Below are 17,152 nucleotides of genomic sequence, written 5' to 3'. Positions count from 1 at the left end.
GTTTTCGAGTGTGCCAGGCGCTGTCGAGAAATCGAGCACCGGTGGCGCACACCTCGGCGTCCCTCAGTCGAACAGGGACGGCGACGTGGCGTCAAGCCCTCCCGCGTCGTCGGGAGGCCGCAACCCGAGGTGCTCCCACGCCAGCCCGGTGGCGACCCGGCCCCGTGGCGTCCGCGCGAGCATACCCGCACGCACGAGATACGGCTCACACACCTCTTCGACCGTGGTGGGTTCCTCGCCCACGGCCACCGCGAGCGTGGACACGCCGACGGGGCCACCGTTGAACGAGCGCACGAGCGCGCCGAGCACCTCCCGGTCGAGCCGGTCGAGACCGAGTTCGTCCACGTCGTACACCTCCAGCGCGGCGCGCACGACAGGCAGCGTGGCCGCCCCGTCGGCACGCACCTCAGCGTAGTCGCGCACCCTGCGCAGCAGCCGGTTCGCGATGCGGGGTGTGCCACGCGAGCGCCGGGCGATCTCGGCTCGCCCCTCGGCGTCGATGTCGATGCCGAGGATCGACGCCGACCGCCGGAGCACCTGCTCCAACTCGGCGGGGCTGTAGAACTCCATCTGTCCCGTGAAACCGAACCGGTCACGCAGCGGGCCGGTGAGCGCTCCCGACCGGGTCGTCGCGCCGACCAGCGTGAACGGCGGGATCTCCAGCGGGATGCTCGTGGCCCCAGGTCCCTTGCCCACCACGACGTCGACGCGGAAGTCCTCCATCGCGAGGTACAACATCTCCTCGGCGGGCCGGGCGATGCGGTGGATCTCGTCGATGAAGAGCACGTCGCCCTCGACGAGGTTGGACAGCATCGCGGCGAGGTCGCCGGCCTTCTCGAGCGCCGGCCCGGAGGTGATGCGGATGGCGGCGTTCAGTTCGGAAGCGATGATCATGGCGAGGCTCGTCTTGCCGAGGCCGGGAGGTCCCGACAGCAGGACGTGGTCCGGCGCCACGCCGCGCTTGCGCGCGCTCTCCAGCACCAGTTCGAGCTGCTCCCGCACACGCGGCTGACCCACGAACTCCGTCAGCCTGCGCGGACGCAGCGCCGTCTCCACCTCCCGCTCGCCCGTCTGGGCCGCCGCGGACAGCGGTGTCTCGTCCGGAACCGGCCCGGCCTCCCCGGGTGGCTCGGTCATGTCGTCGTGCACGCCCGCCGCCTCACTTCTTCCTGCCGAGGACGGCGAGAGCCGCCCGCAGCATCCGCGACGTGTCGTCAGGCACGTCGCCCGCCACCTTGTCCACGGCCTGTTCCGCCTGCTTCGCAGAGAAACCGAGGCCCACCAGCGCGTCGACCACGTCGGCCCGCACCGCGCCGCTCCCGGCCTCCGCCGGGCCGGGCCCGCCGTCGTCCGACGCGAGAGCGGCCACCTTGTCGCGCAGCTCGATGATCAGCCGCTCGGCGCCCTTGCGGCCGATGCCGGGTACCTGGGTGAGCATCGTGATGTTGCCCTCCGACAGGGCGATCCGCAGCTTCTCGGGTTCCAGCACAGCCAGTGCCGCGAGCGCGAGGCGGGGTCCGATTCCCGACACCGTCTGGAGCAGTCCGAACAGCTCCCGCGAGTCCGCGTCGGCGAACCCGAACAGCGTCAGCGAGTCCTCCCGCACCACCAGCGCCGTGTGGAGCTGCGCCTGGCTGCCCCTGCGCAGTGTCGCGAGCGTGCCGGGAGTCGCCTGGACGGCGAGACCGACACCGCCGACCTCGATCACCGCGTGATCGAGCCCCACCGACAGCACCTCACCGCGTACCGAGGAGATCATGATGTCAGTCCTGTCCCTGTCGTGTCGTCACGCCGCCTGGCTGCCGCCGCAGCCAGGCGGGCCTTGTGGGTGCGGGCCAACTCGGCCGCTCTCGCCTCGGCCTCCGCGAGCCGCGCCCGTATCGGCTCCCTCCACAGGTGACAGATCGCGAGTGCGAGAGCGTCGGCGGCGTCGGCCGGGCTGGGCGCCTTCTTCAACCGCAGCAGGCGAGTCACCATCGTGGTCACCTGGGCCTTGTCGGCACGGCCGGAGCCGGTGACAGCGGCCTTCACCTCGCTGGGCGTGTGGAAGGACACCGGGAGGCCGCGGCGCGCGGCACAGAGGGCCACCACGCCGCTGACCTGCGCGGTGCCCATCACGGTGCGGACGTTGTGCTGGCTGAAGACCCGTTCGACGGCCACCACGTCCGGACGGTGGGTGTCGAGCCAGTCGTCCACCGCCTCGCTGACCTGCAGCAGCCGTCGCGGGAGTTCAGCGTCGACGGGCGTGCGAACGACGTCCACCGCCACGCACGACACGGACCGTCCGGAACCGCCGTCGACGACCCCGAGCCCGCACCGGGTCAGCCCGGGGTCCACACCCAGCACGCGCACGAGGCCAGTCCTTTCCACGAACACCAGTTCGAGTCGAAGGCTACCGCGTCGCGTCACCACACCACGTCGAACACGCTGTCACGGCGATGTGCGTGCGGACACGCGTACGAGAACCGCGAACCAGCGTACGCGGACTGCGGACACACGCGTGTGAGCCGGATCAGGGGCCGTCGACGCCGGGCGTCCAGCTCTCGGGCTCTCCGCTGACCGTCAGCACGGGCTGCCACTGGGCGAATCCCTCGGGCGCGCCCTCGTCCCACGGCCAGAAACCGTCCGGCGTCGGCACGATGATCTGCACCGCGGGGAAGTCCCCCTCGGGATAGACGAGGAACGCGCTGCCGAAGAACTCCGGGTAATGTCCCGGCGCCACCTTCTCGAACGTCACGGGCACGCCGTCGAAGAAGTCGTCGTAGAGCCCCCCGAACTCGAACCGCTCACCGGTGGCCGCACGGTCCACATAGGCGTCGAGCAACACCGTCGCCATCTCCTGGGGCAGACCCACGACGACCGCCTCCGGGATGCCGTGCATGGCCCACGCGCACACGGTGAACGCATACCCCGCGCCCTGCTCGTCGGCGGGGACCGCGACCACCGCGTTACCGCGTTGCTCGGCCTGCGCGACGATCCACTCCCGCAGTTGCTGGTCGGAATCGAGTTCGTGGCCGTTGTGGAAGGCGGTCTCCGCAGTCACGGCCGACATTGTGCCGTATCAGCGGGCGCGCACACCACAGGCTCGCCGCGCAGGCCCTCTCCCGGAGCGCACCCCGCTCAGCCGACCTCGGCGAGCACCTCGTCGCTGACGTCGAAGTTGGAGTAGACGTTCTGCACGTCGTCGCAGTCCTCCAACGCGTCGATCAGGCGGAACACCTTGCGCGCGTTCTCGGCGTCCAGCGGGACGTTGACCGACGGAAGGAAGTTCATGTCGGCCGACTCGTAGTCGTAGCCCGCGTCCTGCAACGCCGTCCGCACGGCCACCAGGTCGCCGGCCTCGGAGATGATCTCGTAGTTCTCGCCGAGGTCGTTGACCTCCTCCGCGCCCGCGTCGAGCACGGCCATGAGCACGTCGTCCTCGGACAGGCCGTTCTTCGGCATGATGACGACGCCCTTGCGGTTGAACAGGTACGCCACCGAGCCCGGGTCGGCGAGCGAGCCGCCGTTGCGGGTCAGCGCGGTGCGCACCTCGGAGGCCGCCCGGTTCTTGTTGTCGGTCAGGCACTCGATGAGCACCGCGACCCCACCGGGTGCGTAGCCCTCGTACGTGATGTTCTGCCAGTCCGCCCCACCGGCCTCCTCACCGGCACCGCGCTTGCGCGCCCGCTCGATGTTGTCCTGCGGAACGGAGTTCTTCTTCGCCTTCTGGATGGCGTCGTACAGGGTGGGATTGCCTTCGGGGTCGCCCCCGCCGGTACGCGCGGCGACCTCGATGTTCTTGATGAGTTTCGCGAACAGCTTGCCACGCTTGGCGTCGAGGGCGGCCTTCTTGTGCTTGGTGGTGGCCCACTTGGAGTGGCCGCTCATCTCTCCTCCAACTCTCTTTCGCGTCTATGCGACCTCGGACACGGTACGAACGAACAGACGGTGAATCCGCTCGTCGCCGGTCAGCTCGGGATGGAACGCGGTGGCGAGGACTCTCCCCTGCCGGACGGCCACGATCCTATCGGCAGCCGCGCCGGGGGTTGTGTCGTCACCCACCGTGGCGAGCACCTCGACCTCGGATCCCGCCTTCTCCACCCAGGGAGCCCGGATGAACACGGCGTGGAAGCCGCCCTCGATGCCTTCGAACTCCAGCTCGGCCTCGAACGAGTCGACCTGCCTGCCGAACGCGTTGCGCCGGACGACGACGTCGAGCGCGCCGAGCTGGTGCTGGTCGGGCCTGCCGTCGAGCACCTGCCGAGCCAGCAGCACCATCCCGGCGCAGGAGCCGAAGACCGGCAGCCCGTCCCGGATCCGCTGCCGCAACGGTTCGAGCAGCCCGAAGGAGCCGAGGAGCCGCGACATCGTGGTGGACTCGCCGCCGGGCAGCACGAGGCCGTCGACCTCGGCCAGTTCGGAGACCCGACGCACCGGCAGGACCCGGGCACCGGCACGCTCCAGCATGGCGGCGTGCTCCCGCACGTCACCCTGCAGGGCGAGGACACCGACGAGGGGTCGCTGCGGCACGTGCGTCACCTTTCCCGCGATCATTGCTGGTCAAGCCTAGTGGGAGCGCCAGAGGAACAGAGCTCAGGGCACGCCGAGCAGCCGCAGTCCCGCCGCCGTCGCCCCGGCGGCGAGCACGACGACCACGAACGGCGCCTTCTTCCACGCGAGCACACCACCCACGGCGACACCCGCGGGGCGAGCCCAGCCCGCGAACTCCGCCCCCTCCAGCAGGGACGACGTCGCGACCAGGGAGGCCAGGAGCACGACCGCCGACACGGCGAACAACTTCTCGACCCTCGGCGACAGCCGCACGCGGGCCTTCAGAGCGGGGCCGACGGCACGGAACGCGAACGTGCCCGCACCGAGCACGACGGTGGACGCGATGAGCGTGGTGGCGGTCATCCTGCCGTCCCCTCCCCTCCCCTTCGATCGGCCAGGGCCTGTTCCTGCTCGTCCGTGGTTTCGGTGGCGCCACGGCGCAGGACCGCGACGACGCCCACCAACCCGAGGAGCACGGGCAACCCGGCCGGGACGAACGGGGCTGTCGCCAGCGCGACGGCGACGCCCACCAGCACGGCCCTGCGGGTGTCCGCGTCGCGCAACGCGGGCAGCACCAGCGCGAGCAGCACCGCCGGGAACGCGGCGTCGAGGCCGAGCGCGGCGGTGTCGCCGACCGCCGTGCCGACGACGGCACCGACGACCACACCGAGGTTCCAGGCGACGAACAGACCGAGACCGCAGCCCCAGTAGGCAGCCCTGCGGCGCTCGCGCTCACGCTGGGCCAGCGCGAACGCGACCGTCTCGTCGATCATCAGATGGGTGCCGAGCAGGCGGCTCGCCCACCGTCGGCCGAGGAGGTCGGCGACCGCGAAACCGAACGGCACGTGGCGCGCGTTGAGGAGCAGGGCGGCGACGACGGCCGCGACCGGGTTGCCGCCGGAGGCGACCAGCCCCACGAACATGAACTGGGCAGCACCGGCGAAGACCACCACCGACAGCAGCATGGGCAGCCACAACGGCAGGCCCGAGCCCACGGTGATGGCCCCGAAGGAGATGCCGACGAGGGCGTCGGCGAGGCAGACCAGCGCGATGTCACGCGCGAGGTCGCGGTCCAGGGTTCGCCATATCGAACGCACGACTCCTATGCTGAACACAAGGACTCGCGTTCGTCAAGGCGAACAAGCGGACTGTGGAGCGAACAACATGACGCAGACCAGGGACAACGGAACATCCGGTGCCACCGGCGCGCCCCTCGCGGCCATCGCCGCCTCGCTACAGCGCGAGCGGCAGCGGGCCGGGCTGTCGCTCACCGAGCTCGCCCGCAGGGCGGGCATCGCGAAATCGACCTTGTCCCAACTGGAGTCCGGGACCGGAAACCCGAGCGTCGAGACGATCTGGGCGCTCAGCACCGCCCTCGACATCTCGTTCACCCAGCTCGTCGAACCGGTCCGGCCTCGGGTGCAGGTGGTGCGAGCGGGCGAGGGACCTCGGTTCTCCGCCGAGCGCGCGGACTACGTCGCCACCCTGCTGTCCCCCGCCCCACCACACACCCGTCGTGACGTCTACCTCATCCAGGCCGAGCCCGACCGGCCGAGGGAGTCGGACCCGCACATGCCCGGCATCGTGGAACACATCGTGCTGTGCAGCGGCCGAGCCCTCGTGGGACTCCTCGACGACCCGGTGGAGCTGAAACCGGGCGACTACGTCGCCTACCCCGGCGACCTGCCGCACGTGTTCAAGGCTCTTGAGGCGCAGACGATGGCCGTGCTCGTCTCCGAACAGAGCTGAGCGGTCGCCCTCACTCGGCGGCCGAGGCAGGCTCGGAGCGCGTCACCACCCGCGTTCGGCGAGCCGGTGGGGCGCGGGCACGTCGTCGACGTTGATGCCCACCATCGCCTCGCCGAGCCCCCGCGAGACCTTCGCGACGACGTCCGGGTCGTCGTGGAAGGTGGTGGCCTTCACGATGGCCTCGGCCCGCCGGGCCGGGTCGCCCGACTTGAAGATGCCCGAGCCGACGAAGACGCCCTCGGCGCCGAGCTGCATCATCATCGCGGCGTCGGCGGGCGTGGCGATACCACCGGCCGTGAAGAGCACCACGGGCAGCGAGCCCGTCTCGGCGACCTCCCTCACCAGTTCGTAGGGGGCCTGCATCTCCTTCGCCGCCACGTACAGCTCGTCCTCGGGCAGGGCCGACAGCGTGCGGATCTCCGAGCGGATGCGGCGCATGTGGGTGGTCGCGTTGGACACGTCCCCGGTCCCGGCCTCGCCCTTGGACCGGATCATCGCGGCGCCCTCGTTGATGCGGCGCAGCGCCTCGCCCAGGTTGGTCGCGCCGCACACGAACGGCACCGTGAACGCCCACTTGTCGATGTGGTTGGCGTAGTCGGCGGGGGTGAGCACCTCGGACTCGTCGATGTAGTCCACGCCGAGCGACTGCAGCACCTGCGCCTCGACGAAGTGGCCGATGCGCGCCTTCGCCATCACCGGGATGGACACCGCGGAGACGATGCCGTCGATCAGGTCGGGATCGCTCATGCGGGCCACACCGCCCTGGGCTCGGATGTCGGCGGGAACCCGCTCCAGCGCCATGACGGCGACCGCGCCGGCGTCCTCGGCGATCCTGGCCTGTTCGGGCGTGACGACATCCATGATCACGCCACCCTTGAGCATCTCCGCCATCCCGCGCTTGACCCGCGCGGTACCGGTCCGGGATTCGACAGAGTCGCTGGGCGAAGCGTTCGACACAGCAGTACCTTTCACCGCGTTCTTCTCGAGCTGACGGCACCACCGTAGGGCGGATGTGGACCGGCGGAGGAGGCCATTGAGCGTCGATTCCGGAGGACCACTTCGCCGTTGCGGTGTTCCGGAGTCCGCCCGCCTTGCCACCCGCACCGATCGGGTGTGTGCTCGAAAGCACAGCACCCGCCACCGTCGCAGGAGGCCGTGATGGCCGAGAAGAACATCAGGACCAGCGACCCGGCGGCCGCGGTCGCCGTGGACGAACCCGGCAGGGTACGCAACGTCGCACTCGTCGGCCCCTCCGGTTCCGGAAAGACCACCCTCACCGAAGCTCTGCTCGTCGCCGCGAAGACCCTCAACAGGGCGGGATCCGTGGTGGAGGGCACCACCGTGTGCGACCACGACCAGGCCGCCGTTCGCCAGCAGCGTTCCGTCGGCCTCGCCGTCGCCCCCGTCGTCCACGGCGACGTCAAGATCAATCTCATCGACACGCCGGGCTACGCCGACTTCGTGGGAGAGGTGCGCGCCGGGCTCCGCGCGGCCGACGCCGCGTTGTTCGTCGTGAGCGCGGGCCACGGTGTCGACCCCGCGACCGTGTCGCTGTGGGAGGAGTGCGCTGCCGTCGGCCTGCCGCGCGCCGTCGTCGTGTCGCGCCTCGACCACGCCCGCGCCGACGTCGACGCGACGATCATGGCGTGCCAGGAGGCGTTCGGGGCCGGGGTGCTCCCGCTGTACCTCCCGGCGGGGGACGGCGGCCCGGCGCTGGTCGGCCTGGTCACACGACGCCGCTACGACTACTCGAACGGCCATCCTCCGCGCCTCGGTGACGTCGGAGGAGAGGACGCCGAACGCCTGTCGGGCGCCCGTGACGCGCTCATCGAGGGCATCATCGCCGAGAGCGAGGACGAGACCCTCATGGACCGTTACCTCGCCGGCGAGTCGATCTCCGAGGACACCCTGATCGCCGACCTCGAGAAAGCCGTGACCAAGGGCACGTTCCACCCGGTCATTCCCGCGTGCGCGCAGACGGGTGTGGGCACGGCCGAGGTCCTCGACGGTATCGCCCGTGCGTTCCCCTCCCCGCTGGAACACGCACCGCCCATCGCCACCACGCCGGAGGGCATCCCGCATCCCCGGCTCTCCACCGATCCCGGCGGGCCGCTCGCCGCCGAGATCGTGCACACCTCCGTCGACTCCTACGTAGGCCGGGTGTCGCTCGTCCGGGTGTTCTCGGGCACGCTGCGTCCTGAACGGACGGTCCACGTCAGCGGACACGGCCTCGTCGACCGAGGGCACGACGAGCACGACACCGACGAACGCGTCGCGCACCTGTACTCCCCGTTCGGGGCCGCCCTGCGGGAGGTGCCCCACTGTGTGGCGGGCGACGTGTGCGCACTGACGAAGCTCACGTCCGCCGAGACCGGTGACACCGTGTCCGAGCCCGAGGACCCGCTGCTCATCGCGCCCTGGGAGATGCCCGAGCCGCTGCTGCCCGTCGCCGTCGTCGCGCAGTCCCGCAGCGACGAGGACGTGCTCGCCCGCAACCTGTCGAGGCTCGTCGCGGGTGATCCGACGCTACGGCTGGAGCGCAATGCGGAGACCCGCCAACTGGTGTTGTGGTGCATGGGCGAGGCACACGCGGACGTCGTGCTGTCCATGCTCCGGGCCGGTGGCGCGGAGGTGACCACCGAACCCGTACGGACCAGCCGCCGCGCCACGTTCGCCGCGCCCGCCGACGGGCACGGACGCCACGTCAAGCAGTCCGGAGGGCACGGACAGTACGCGGTGTGCGACGTGTCGGTGGAGCCCCTCCCCCGAGGCGAGGGGGTGGAGTTCGTCGACCGCATCGTCGGCGGCGTCATCCCCCACCAGTTCATCCCCAGCGTGGAGAAGGGGGTGCGGGCACAGTTGCGCAACGGCATCGGCAGCGACGATCCCGTCGTGGACGTGCGCGTCACCCTGTTCGACGGCAAGGCCCACAGCGTGGACTCCTCCGACGCCGCGTTCCAGACCGCCGGGGCGCTCGCGGTGAAGGACGCGGCCGCCAGGGCGGGGCTTGTGACGCTGGAACCGCTCGACGAGGTCGTCGTCCGGCTGCCCGACGCCTACCTCGGCGCCGTGCTGGGCGACCTGTCGTCCCGGCGGGGCCGGGTGCTCGGCACCGAGTCGGTCGAGGGCGGGCACAGCCTCGTCCGCGCCGAGGTGCCGTCGGCCGAGCTGGTGCGTTACGCCGTGGACCTCCGCTCGCTCACCTCCGGCCGGGCGAGCTTCACCCGCCGCCACGTCCGCTACGAGTTCGCCCCGCAGAAGCTCCCGACACGCGAACACACCAAGGCCCGAGCCTGAACCAGCTGAACCAGCGCACGCGTGTCCGCAGGTTGTGCACGCGTGTCCGCAGCCTGCGACGCGAACACGCGTGCGAGAAGTGCGGACACGGTGGTTTCGGCTCAGGTCTTCGGGGGCGTCGCGGGGTCGGGTTCGGCGATCTCGAAGTACTCCGGGCGGCGGGCCGTGCCGGCGAGCCGGAAGTACCGCACCCGGCGGCGGCGCCGCAGCGCCAGTGTGTCGCGCACCGCGTCGTTGTAGACCCGGCGGGCGATGACCACGCGCTCCTCGGCGTCGGTCAACTCGTCGGCGAGCCCGGCGGGCAGCGTCCGCCGGTCGACCTCGGCGAGCCGGCGCGTCAGTTCGTTCTCCGCTGACTCCCGCTCCGGCCGGGGCGCGAGCTCCGCCAGGTCGGCCGCGGCCCTCAGCACCTCGGCGTCCTCACCGCGCAGCACACTCGCCGCCACCGTCCTGGCCACCACGGCGCGGCGCGCGAGCGCGGCGTCGAGGGCGGCCCAGCCCGCGTCCATGCGGACGTGCAGCCGGTCGAGCCGGTTCGCGGTGGCGACCAGCCACAACGCGTTCGCCACCACCAGCGCCACGACGAGCGCGAACACCACCAACCACGTGGTCATCGCAGAACGCCGGGCTCGGCGCCGACCTTGCGTGGGTCGGCCGCGATCGCCGTCTCGTACACGCGCACGACCTGCTTCACGACGGTGCCCCAGTCGTAGCGCGCGACGCGTCGGGTGGCCGCCTCCGACAGCGCGGCCCGGCGGGCCGGATCGGCGATCAGCCCCCGCAGCGCGCCCGCCAGGGCTTCGGCGTCGCCGGTGGGCACCAGCACGCCGGCGTTTCCGTCGTCGAGCACCCGGCGGAACGAATCGAGCGCACTGGCCACCACGGGGGTGCCCGCCGCCATGGCCTCGGTGAGGATCATCCCGAAGCTCTCTCCCCCCGTGTTCGGGGCGCAGTAGACGTCCACACTGCGTAGTGCGCGCGCCTTGGTCTCGTCGTCCACCTGCCCGAGCAGGTCCAGTCGTGACGCGAGTTCGGGGCCTGCCTGCCGGTACAGCGTCTCGGCCTCTCCACGCCCGACGACCAGCAACCGCAGCGACGGCGACTCCGGCGCCAGCACACGCAGCGCGTCGAGCAGCACACCCATGCCCTTGCGGGGTTCGGTGTACCGGCCGACGAACCCGATCGTGCCGCCCTGACGGGGATAGCCCTCCAGCGGTTCGGCACCCGAGAAGAACGCGGCGTCCACCCCGTTGGGGATCTCCACCGCGTCCCCGCCCAGGTGTTCCACCTGCACGCGACGCGCCAGCGCCGACACGGCGATGCGGGCGGTCACCTTCTCCAGCAGCGGACGCAGCACCGGCTCGAACGCCGCCAGCGTGCGCGAGCGGGGGGTGGAGGTGTGGAACGTCGCGACGATGGGTCCTTCCGCGACGGTCAGCGCCAGCAGCGACAGGCTCGGCGCCGTCGGTTCGTGCAGGTGCAGCACGTCGAAGTCGTGGTCGCGCAGCCAGCGCCGCACCCGTGCGTACGAGACGGGGCCGAACTGCAGCCGCGCCACCGAGCCGTTGTACGGGATGCCGAGCGAACGACCCGCGGGCTGCACGAACTCGGGGAGGTGCGCGCTTTCGTCGTCGCCGGGAGCGAGTACCGACACGGTGTGCCCGAGCGAGCGCAGCGCCTTGGCGAGGTCCACGACGTGTCCCTGAACGCCTCCGGGCACGTCGAAGGAGTACGGGCACACGATGCCGACCTTCATGACACGCTCCGTTCCCCCGGCTCGGCCTCACCGACGTCGGTGTCGCCCGCCTCGTCCTCGCTGCCGCGGTCGGCGAGCCAGAACGGCTGGAGCATGTGCCAGTCCGTGGGGTGGGCCGCGATGTCCCCCGCGAAGACGTCGGCGAGTGCCTGCGTCGCGGCGGACACCTCCTCGCGGGTGCTGACGCGGATCCGGGGGTGTATGCGCACCGCCCACCCGCCGTCGGTGAACCAGCATCCCACCGGCAGCAGCGCGGCTCCGGTGCTCAGTGCCAGCCGGGCCGGGCCTGCGGGGAACGTCGCCTTCTCGCCGAAGAACGTCACGGGTGTGCCCGAGCCGGTGAGGTCGCGGTCGCCCACCAGGCACACCACCTTGTTCTCCCGGAGTCGCCGCAGCAGCAGGCGGAAGGACACGCTCCCGTCTGCGGGGACGACCTCGAAGCCGAGCGACTCGCGGTAGGCGACGAACCGTTCGTACAGCGACTCCGGCCGCAGCCGCTCCGCCACCGTGGTGAAATTGCCGGAGTGTCCCACCAGCCACACGCCCGCGACGTCCCAGTTACCCGTGTGGGGCAGCGCGACCACCGCTCCGTTGCCCTCTTCCAGGGCGGCGTCGAGGTATTCGGCACCCGTGACGTCGATGCGCCCGCGCACGTCCTCGGGGTCCATCGAGGGCAGGCAGAACGCCTCCTGCCAGTACCGGGCGTACGAGCGCATGGCCCGCCTGGTGAGGTCCTCCAGTTCCACCGGGCCCGCCTGTGGCACCACCCTCGCGAGGTTGCGGCGAAGTCGCGCGGCGCCGCCGCGGTCGCGCCGCGCGGCGATGTCGGCTCCCACGGCGAACGCCGTGGTGACGAACGAATCCGGCAGTTTCGGCACCAGACGCCACGCCGCGGCGTAACCCCATTCCACGAGTCGCCGCCTGCTCACAGCGGAGCCTTCCTCGCCGCCGTGGCCACCGCCACGACGCGCTGGGCCAGGGTGATCACCGAGAGCACCGCGAGCAGCCATTGTGACGTCTCGACGGCGTACGGCAGGCCCAGTCCCTGCAGTCCCGTCCCGACGAGCGCGATGATCAGGCGCTCGGCGCGTTCGACGAGTCCCCCGTTGGCCGCGTCGCCGAACCCGGACGCCTCCGCCCTCGCCTTGACGTAGGAGATGACCTGCGCGAGCACGAGACACAGCAGTGCCGCCGCGGCGACCCGGGGGTTGTCGGCCACGGCGAACGCCCACCAGGCGACGGCCGCGAACACCGCGCCGTCGACCAACCGGTCACACGTGGCGTCGAGCACCGCTCCGAACGGCGTGCTCCCCTTCGCCCTCGCCATCGCCCCGTCGAGCAGATCGAGCATGACGAAGCCCCACACCACGAAGGTGCCCGCGAGCAGCATCCCGGTCGGGAAGAAGGCCAGGGCCCCTGCGATGGCGCCCGCGGTGCCGATGAGTGTCATCGCGTTCGGGGTCAGCCCGACGCGCACCAGGGCGGCACCGATCGGGTCGGTGACGCGAGACACGGACGCGCGCGCGAAGATGTTGAGCATCTCATCCTACGGGTGCTTGCTGGCGAGTGCGGATCAACTCGGCAAGCAAACCCTATCGAGCCGCCACGAAGCCGGCGTCCCGTGCCCCTGCACCGCGTGTCACGGGCGACTACCGACGGCAGACTCCTCGGTGTTGTGGGAGGCTCCGGCCGCCTCGACTTCGGCGCGGGCGCATTCCGGCGTCAACCGGTCGGTGATCGCCGCGCTGATCGCGCCGAGCTGTCGGGCCTGCTCCGGCGTGAGCGCGTCGAACAGCGCCTCGCGCACCGCCTCGACGTGCCCGGGAGCGGCGTCGCGAATGGCCCGGAGCCCGGCGTCGGTCAGGTGGGCGAACGCGCCACGCTTGTCCGTGGGGCACGCCTCCCTGCGAATCCAGCCGTTGGACTCCATGCGGGCGACGGCATGCGAGAGCCTGCTCCGGGAGGAACGCGTCGCGAGCGCGAGGTCGCTCATCCTCAGCACCCGGCCGGGGGCCTCCGACAGGGCGACCAGAACGGCGTAGTAGGTGGTGGGCATGCCCGCGTCGCGCTGCAACTGCGCCTCGAGGTGGGCTCGGAGCATGTCGATGGCGGCCGAGAAGTCGCGCCACACGCGCTGCTCCTCCGGTGTGAGCCATCGAGGTGTCGACATGGGGCCATTCTAACCCAGACGAAGACCTGATTGAGCTCTCAACCAAACCTCCGCTATCGTGTGCGATTGAAAGCTCAATCACATCGGTTCACAGAGGGAGCCCCATGACCACCAGCACGACCGGCATCCCCGGCTACCTGACCGGCACCTGGACGATCGACCCCGTGCACTCCAACGTGAGCTTCGTCGTGCGCCACCTCGGCGTCACCCGCGTTCGCGGCCGGTTCACCGAGCTGAGCGGCGAGATCACCACCGCGGAGGACATCACCGACTCCTCGGTGACCGCCACCATGCAGGCCGCGAGCATCGACACCACCAACCAGCAGCGCGACGAGCACGTGCGCAGCGCCGACTTCCTCGACGTCGAGAACCACCCCACGCTGAGCTTCCGCTCCACGGGTATCCGCGCCGACGGCGAGGACTTCCTCATCGACGGCGAGCTGACACTGCGCGGTGTCACCAGGCCCGTGACGCTGACCGCCGAGCTCGGCGGCTTCGGCGACGGCATGACCGAGGGCAGCAAGGTGATCGGCGTGGCGGCCCGCACGGAGATCAAGCGCTCCGACTTCGGCGTCGGCGGCAACATCCCCACGGCGGTCGTCAGCGACAAGGTCGTCATCGAGCTCGACATCGAGGCCGGACGCCAGGACTGAGCCGCCTCACCACGCGTCGGCGAGCAGCTCCCGGGTCTGCCCGAGCAGCTGCGGCAACACCTTCGTGTGCCCGACGACCGGCATGAAGTTGGAGTCGCCGCCCCACCTCGGTACCACGTGCTGGTGCAGGTGGGCGGCGATTCCCGCCCCCGCGGCGACCCCCTGGTTCAGCCCGATGTTGAACCCGTGGGCGGCCGACACCGTCCTGATCACCCGCATCGCCCGCTTGGTGAACTCGGCCACCTCCGCCGTCTCCTCGGCCGTGAGGTCCGTGTAGTCGGCAACGTGCCGGTAGGGCACCACCATGAGGTGCCCCGGGTTGTACGGGTAGAGGTTGAGCACCGCGAACACGGTCTCGCCGCGCGCGAGGATCAGCGCCGTCTCGTCGTCCAGCCCGGCCAGGCGGCAGAACGGGCACCCACCCTCGCCGTCACCGTCGGGCTTGTTCTCTCCCTTGATGTAGGCCATCCGGTGGGGGGTCCACAACCGCTGAAGCTGGTCGGCGACCCCCACCCCGTCCTGTTCCACGAACTCCCGGCGCGGGCTCTCGCCCGGCCCGCGGTCACCGGTCAACGAACGCTCCCAGCGCCTCCGCCGTCGGCGACGCGTTCTCGCGGCGCGCGACCCAGTCGGCCACGGCCTCCACGGCCGTCGCCACCGGGACGCCGTTGATCTGGCTGCCGTCGCGGAACCGGAACGACACGGCGCCCGCCTCCACGTCCTTGGCGCCCGCGAGCAACAGGAACGGCACCTTCTGCGTGGTGTGCGTGCGGATCTTCTTCTGCATGCGGTCGTCACTGGTGTCGACCTCGACCCGGATCCCCCGGTCGCGCAACGCCTTCTCCACGCCGCGCAGGTGCTCGACGTGTGCGTCGGCAATGGGGATGCCCACGACCTGAACCGGTGACAGCCAGGCCGGGAACGCCCCCGCGTAGTGCTCGGTGAGCACGCCGAAGAACCGCTCCATCGACCCGAACAGGGCCCGGTGGATCATCACCGGTTGCTGCCGGGAGCCGTCGGCGGCCTGGTACTCCAGCCCAAACCTCTCGGGCAGCATCATGTCGACCTGGATGGTCGACATCTGCCAACTCCGGCCGATGGCGTCCTTGGCCTGCACGCTGATCTTCGGCGCGTAGAACGCCGCGCCACCCGGGTCGAGCACCAGTTCCAGACCACTCGACTCGGCCGCCTCCCGCAGCGCGTTGGTGGCCCGCTCCCAGTCCTCGTCACTGCCGATGGACTTCTCGGGGTCGCGTGTGGACAGCTCCAGGTAGAAGTCGTCGAGGCCGTAGTCGCGCAGCAGGTCGAGCACGAACTGCAGCAGCGACTTGATCTCGTCCTGCATCTGGTCGACGGTGCAGTAGATGTGCGCGTCGTCCTGGGTGAAGCCCCTCGCCCGGGTGAGGCCGTGCACGACACCGGACTTCTCGTAGCGGTACACCGTGCCGAACTCGAACAACCGCAGCGGCAGCTCACGGTAGCTGCGGCCCCGCGAGCGGTAGATGAGGTTGTGCATCGGGCAGTTCATCGGCTTCAGGAAGTACTCCTGGCCGGGCTTGCGCACTTCACCGTCGTCGTCGTACTCCGCGTCGAGGTGCATGCCCGGGTACATCCCCTCGCGGTACCAGTCGAGGTGACCGGAGGTCTCGAACAACTGCCCCTTGGTGATGTGCGGGGTGTTGACGAACTCGTAGCCCGCCTCCTCGTGGCGGCGACGCGAGTAGTCCTCCAGCTGCTTGCGGATCACACCCCCCTTGGGGTGGAAGACGGGCAGCCCGGAACCGATCTCGTCGGGGAACGAGAACAGGTCGAGTTCCGCGCCGAGCCTGCGGTGGTCGCGCCGCTCGGCCTCCGCCAGCATCTCGAGGTAGTGCTCCTGCGCCTCCTGCGACTCCCACGCGGTGCCGTAGATGCGCTGCAGCTGTGGGTTCTTCTCGTCGCCGCGCCAGTACGCCGCCGCGACGCGGGTGAGCTTGAAGGCGGGGATGTACTTGGTGGTGGGCACGTGCGGACCCCGGCACAGGTCACCCCACACGCGCTCCTTGGTGCGCGGGTCGAGGTTGTCGTAGACGGTCAGCTCGCCCGCGCCGACCTCCATCACCTCGGAGGTGTCGACGGAGTCGGCCTCACCGCCCGACTTGAGGTCCACCAGTTCGAGCTTGAACGGCTCGTCGGCGAGCTCGGCCCTGGCCGCCTCCACCGAGGCGACCACGCGGCGCGAGAACTGCTGGGCGCCCTTGATGATCTGCTTCATGCGCTTCTCGAGCGCCTGGAGGTCCTCTGGCGTGAACGGCCGGTCGACCGCGAAGTCGTAGTAGAAGCCGTCCTTGACGGGCGGCCCGATGCCCAGCTTCGCCTCGGGGAACTGCTGCTGCACGGCCTGCGCGAGCACGTGTGCCGCCGAGTGCCGGATCACACTCCTGCCGTCCTCGGTGTTGGCCGCGACCGGCTCCACCTCGACGTCGGCATCGGGAACCCACGCGAGATCGCGGAGAGCACCGGAGGGATCGCGCACGACGACCACGGCCTCGGCGCCCTTGCTGGGGTAACCCGCCTCACGCACCGCGGCACCCGCCGTAGTGCCTGCTCGCACCACCACGCGCGAGGCGGACGAGACTGCGGCGGACGACGACTGCGACACGGGAACTCCCTTGAAAACGTGGTTTGACGTGCACGCACGATGCTAGTCCTCGCATCGGCCGCCCCGGCCCCGGGTCACGACGACGAGCTCCCCAGGACATCACATCGACGGCGCCCCGCACTGTGGCGCCGAGCACATCGTGGGCGTGGTTACAGGATTGTCACAATCGCCGGAACGCTCGCTACCGTGGAGAGCACCGAGAACGAATGTTCCCGACCCCGGCCAGGTCACTCCCGACGACCTCCGAGCCCACGACGTCGACGAGGCATCGTGGCGAACACCAGAAGAACATCGTTTGTCGCCGTGAGTGAGCGGGCACCCACCGTAGTGGGTGGTGTCCGCGGCCACGTACC

19 protein-coding genes are annotated in these 17,152 nt (G+C 70.6%); 3 read left to right on the top strand and 16 right to left on the bottom strand.

Translation table 11 applies throughout. The annotated features are described in order from the left end of the window. Positions 1-63: 63 nt before the first annotated feature. The 8 genes from ruvB to SACCYDRAFT_RS09105 all read right to left on the bottom strand — a co-directional run bounded on the left by ruvB (position 64) and on the right by SACCYDRAFT_RS09105 (position 5,630). The gene (gene ruvB / locus SACCYDRAFT_RS09140; protein WP_232283804.1) at positions 64-1,137 is read right to left on the bottom strand and encodes a Holliday junction branch migration DNA helicase RuvB; all 1,074 of its coding nucleotides are present in this window, start codon (positions 1,135-1,137) and stop codon (positions 64-66) included. Positions 1,138-1,159: 22 nt separating this feature from the next. Beyond that, positions 1,160-1,759, bottom strand: a complete 600-nt coding sequence (gene ruvA / locus SACCYDRAFT_RS09135; protein WP_005455601.1) for a Holliday junction branch migration protein RuvA — start codon at positions 1,757-1,759, stop codon at positions 1,160-1,162. Continuing rightward, positions 1,756-2,352 (bottom strand): crossover junction endodeoxyribonuclease RuvC, encoded by a 597-nt coding sequence (gene ruvC / locus SACCYDRAFT_RS09130; RefSeq protein ID WP_005455600.1) that lies wholly within the window; start codon positions 2,350-2,352, stop codon positions 1,756-1,758. The genes ruvA and ruvC overlap by 4 nt, the downstream gene beginning before the upstream one ends. A 160-nt stretch (positions 2,353-2,512) precedes the next feature. Beyond that, positions 2,513-3,052: a DUF4262 domain-containing protein gene (locus tag SACCYDRAFT_RS09125; protein WP_005455599.1), complete on the bottom strand. Its 540-nt coding sequence runs from the start codon at positions 3,050-3,052 to the stop codon at positions 2,513-2,515. 68 nt (positions 3,053-3,120) lie between these two features. Then, positions 3,121-3,870: a YebC/PmpR family DNA-binding transcriptional regulator gene (locus SACCYDRAFT_RS09120; protein WP_005455598.1), complete on the bottom strand. Its 750-nt coding sequence runs from the start codon at positions 3,868-3,870 to the stop codon at positions 3,121-3,123. A 24-nt stretch (positions 3,871-3,894) separates the two neighbouring features. Then, positions 3,895-4,536, bottom strand: coding sequence for a pyridoxal 5'-phosphate synthase glutaminase subunit PdxT (pdxT, locus tag SACCYDRAFT_RS09115; RefSeq protein WP_005455597.1), 642 nt, complete (start codon positions 4,534-4,536; stop codon positions 3,895-3,897). Positions 4,537-4,575: 39 nt separating this feature from the next. Further along, positions 4,576-4,896, bottom strand: coding sequence for an AzlD domain-containing protein (locus SACCYDRAFT_RS09110; protein ID WP_005455596.1), 321 nt, complete (start codon positions 4,894-4,896; stop codon positions 4,576-4,578). Then, entirely contained in the window at positions 4,893-5,630 is a 738-nt protein-coding gene (locus tag SACCYDRAFT_RS09105) for an AzlC family ABC transporter permease (protein ID WP_052309087.1), read from the bottom strand. The genes SACCYDRAFT_RS09110 and SACCYDRAFT_RS09105 overlap by 4 nt, the downstream gene beginning before the upstream one ends. Before the next feature lie 67 nt (positions 5,631-5,697). Here SACCYDRAFT_RS09105 and SACCYDRAFT_RS09100 point away from each other — a divergent pair, with 67 nt between their 5' ends. Next, positions 5,698-6,282: a helix-turn-helix domain-containing protein gene (locus tag SACCYDRAFT_RS09100; RefSeq protein ID WP_005455593.1), complete on the top strand. Its 585-nt coding sequence runs from the start codon at positions 5,698-5,700 to the stop codon at positions 6,280-6,282. Positions 6,283-6,324: 42 nt separating this feature from the next. Here SACCYDRAFT_RS09100 and pdxS read toward each other — a convergent pair whose 3' ends face one another. Continuing rightward, positions 6,325-7,239, bottom strand: coding sequence for a pyridoxal 5'-phosphate synthase lyase subunit PdxS (gene pdxS / locus SACCYDRAFT_RS09095; protein ID WP_005455592.1), 915 nt, complete (start codon positions 7,237-7,239; stop codon positions 6,325-6,327). Positions 7,240-7,440: 201 nt separating this feature from the next. Here pdxS and SACCYDRAFT_RS09090 point away from each other — a divergent pair, with 201 nt between their 5' ends. Then, entirely contained in the window at positions 7,441-9,579 is a 2,139-nt protein-coding gene (locus SACCYDRAFT_RS09090; protein ID WP_005455591.1) for an elongation factor G-like protein EF-G2, read from the top strand. 101 nt (positions 9,580-9,680) lie between these two features. On the opposite strand, the gene SACCYDRAFT_RS09085 is transcribed toward SACCYDRAFT_RS09090, so the two are convergent. From SACCYDRAFT_RS09085 to SACCYDRAFT_RS09065, 5 genes are all read right to left on the bottom strand, one after another. Continuing rightward, complete coding sequence (locus SACCYDRAFT_RS09085; protein WP_005455590.1) at positions 9,681-10,193, bottom strand: LemA family protein; 513 nt, start codon at positions 10,191-10,193, stop codon at positions 9,681-9,683. Continuing rightward, complete coding sequence (locus SACCYDRAFT_RS09080; RefSeq protein ID WP_005455589.1) at positions 10,190-11,335, bottom strand: glycosyltransferase family 4 protein; 1,146 nt, start codon at positions 11,333-11,335, stop codon at positions 10,190-10,192. The genes SACCYDRAFT_RS09085 and SACCYDRAFT_RS09080 overlap by 4 nt, the downstream gene beginning before the upstream one ends. Next, a complete protein-coding gene (locus SACCYDRAFT_RS09075; RefSeq protein WP_005455588.1) occupies positions 11,332-12,264 on the bottom strand; it encodes a phosphatidylinositol mannoside acyltransferase in 933 nt (310 codons plus the stop codon). Before SACCYDRAFT_RS09075 ends, SACCYDRAFT_RS09080 begins: the two co-directional genes overlap by 4 nt. Further along, positions 12,261-12,875, bottom strand: a complete 615-nt coding sequence (gene pgsA, locus SACCYDRAFT_RS09070) for a phosphatidylinositol phosphate synthase (RefSeq protein ID WP_005455587.1) — start codon at positions 12,873-12,875, stop codon at positions 12,261-12,263. The genes SACCYDRAFT_RS09075 and pgsA overlap by 4 nt, the downstream gene beginning before the upstream one ends. 99 nt (positions 12,876-12,974) lie before the next feature. After that, positions 12,975-13,505, bottom strand: a complete 531-nt coding sequence (locus tag SACCYDRAFT_RS09065; RefSeq protein WP_005455586.1) for a MarR family winged helix-turn-helix transcriptional regulator — start codon at positions 13,503-13,505, stop codon at positions 12,975-12,977. 104 nt (positions 13,506-13,609) lie between these two features. Between SACCYDRAFT_RS09065 and SACCYDRAFT_RS09060 the strand changes: the two genes are divergently transcribed. Beyond that, the gene (locus tag SACCYDRAFT_RS09060; protein WP_005455585.1) at positions 13,610-14,158 is read left to right on the top strand and encodes a YceI family protein; all 549 of its coding nucleotides are present in this window, start codon (positions 13,610-13,612) and stop codon (positions 14,156-14,158) included. A gap of 6 nt (positions 14,159-14,164) precedes the next feature. On the opposite strand, the gene SACCYDRAFT_RS09055 is transcribed toward SACCYDRAFT_RS09060, so the two are convergent. Further along, positions 14,165-14,731 (bottom strand): HIT family protein, encoded by a 567-nt coding sequence (locus tag SACCYDRAFT_RS09055; protein ID WP_005455584.1) that lies wholly within the window; start codon positions 14,729-14,731, stop codon positions 14,165-14,167. Continuing rightward, the gene (thrS, locus tag SACCYDRAFT_RS09050) at positions 14,721-16,799 is read right to left on the bottom strand and encodes a threonine--tRNA ligase (RefSeq protein ID WP_005455583.1); all 2,079 of its coding nucleotides are present in this window, start codon (positions 16,797-16,799) and stop codon (positions 14,721-14,723) included. Before thrS ends, SACCYDRAFT_RS09055 begins: the two co-directional genes overlap by 11 nt. Positions 16,800-17,152 lie beyond the last annotated feature (353 nt).

This window comes from Saccharomonospora cyanea NA-134 (assembly GCF_000244975.1).
GTDB lineage: Bacteria > Actinomycetota > Actinomycetes > Mycobacteriales > Pseudonocardiaceae > Saccharomonospora > Saccharomonospora cyanea.
Note: the sequence above shows the minus strand (reverse complement) of the source record. Positions and strands in the feature narration are given on the sequence as shown.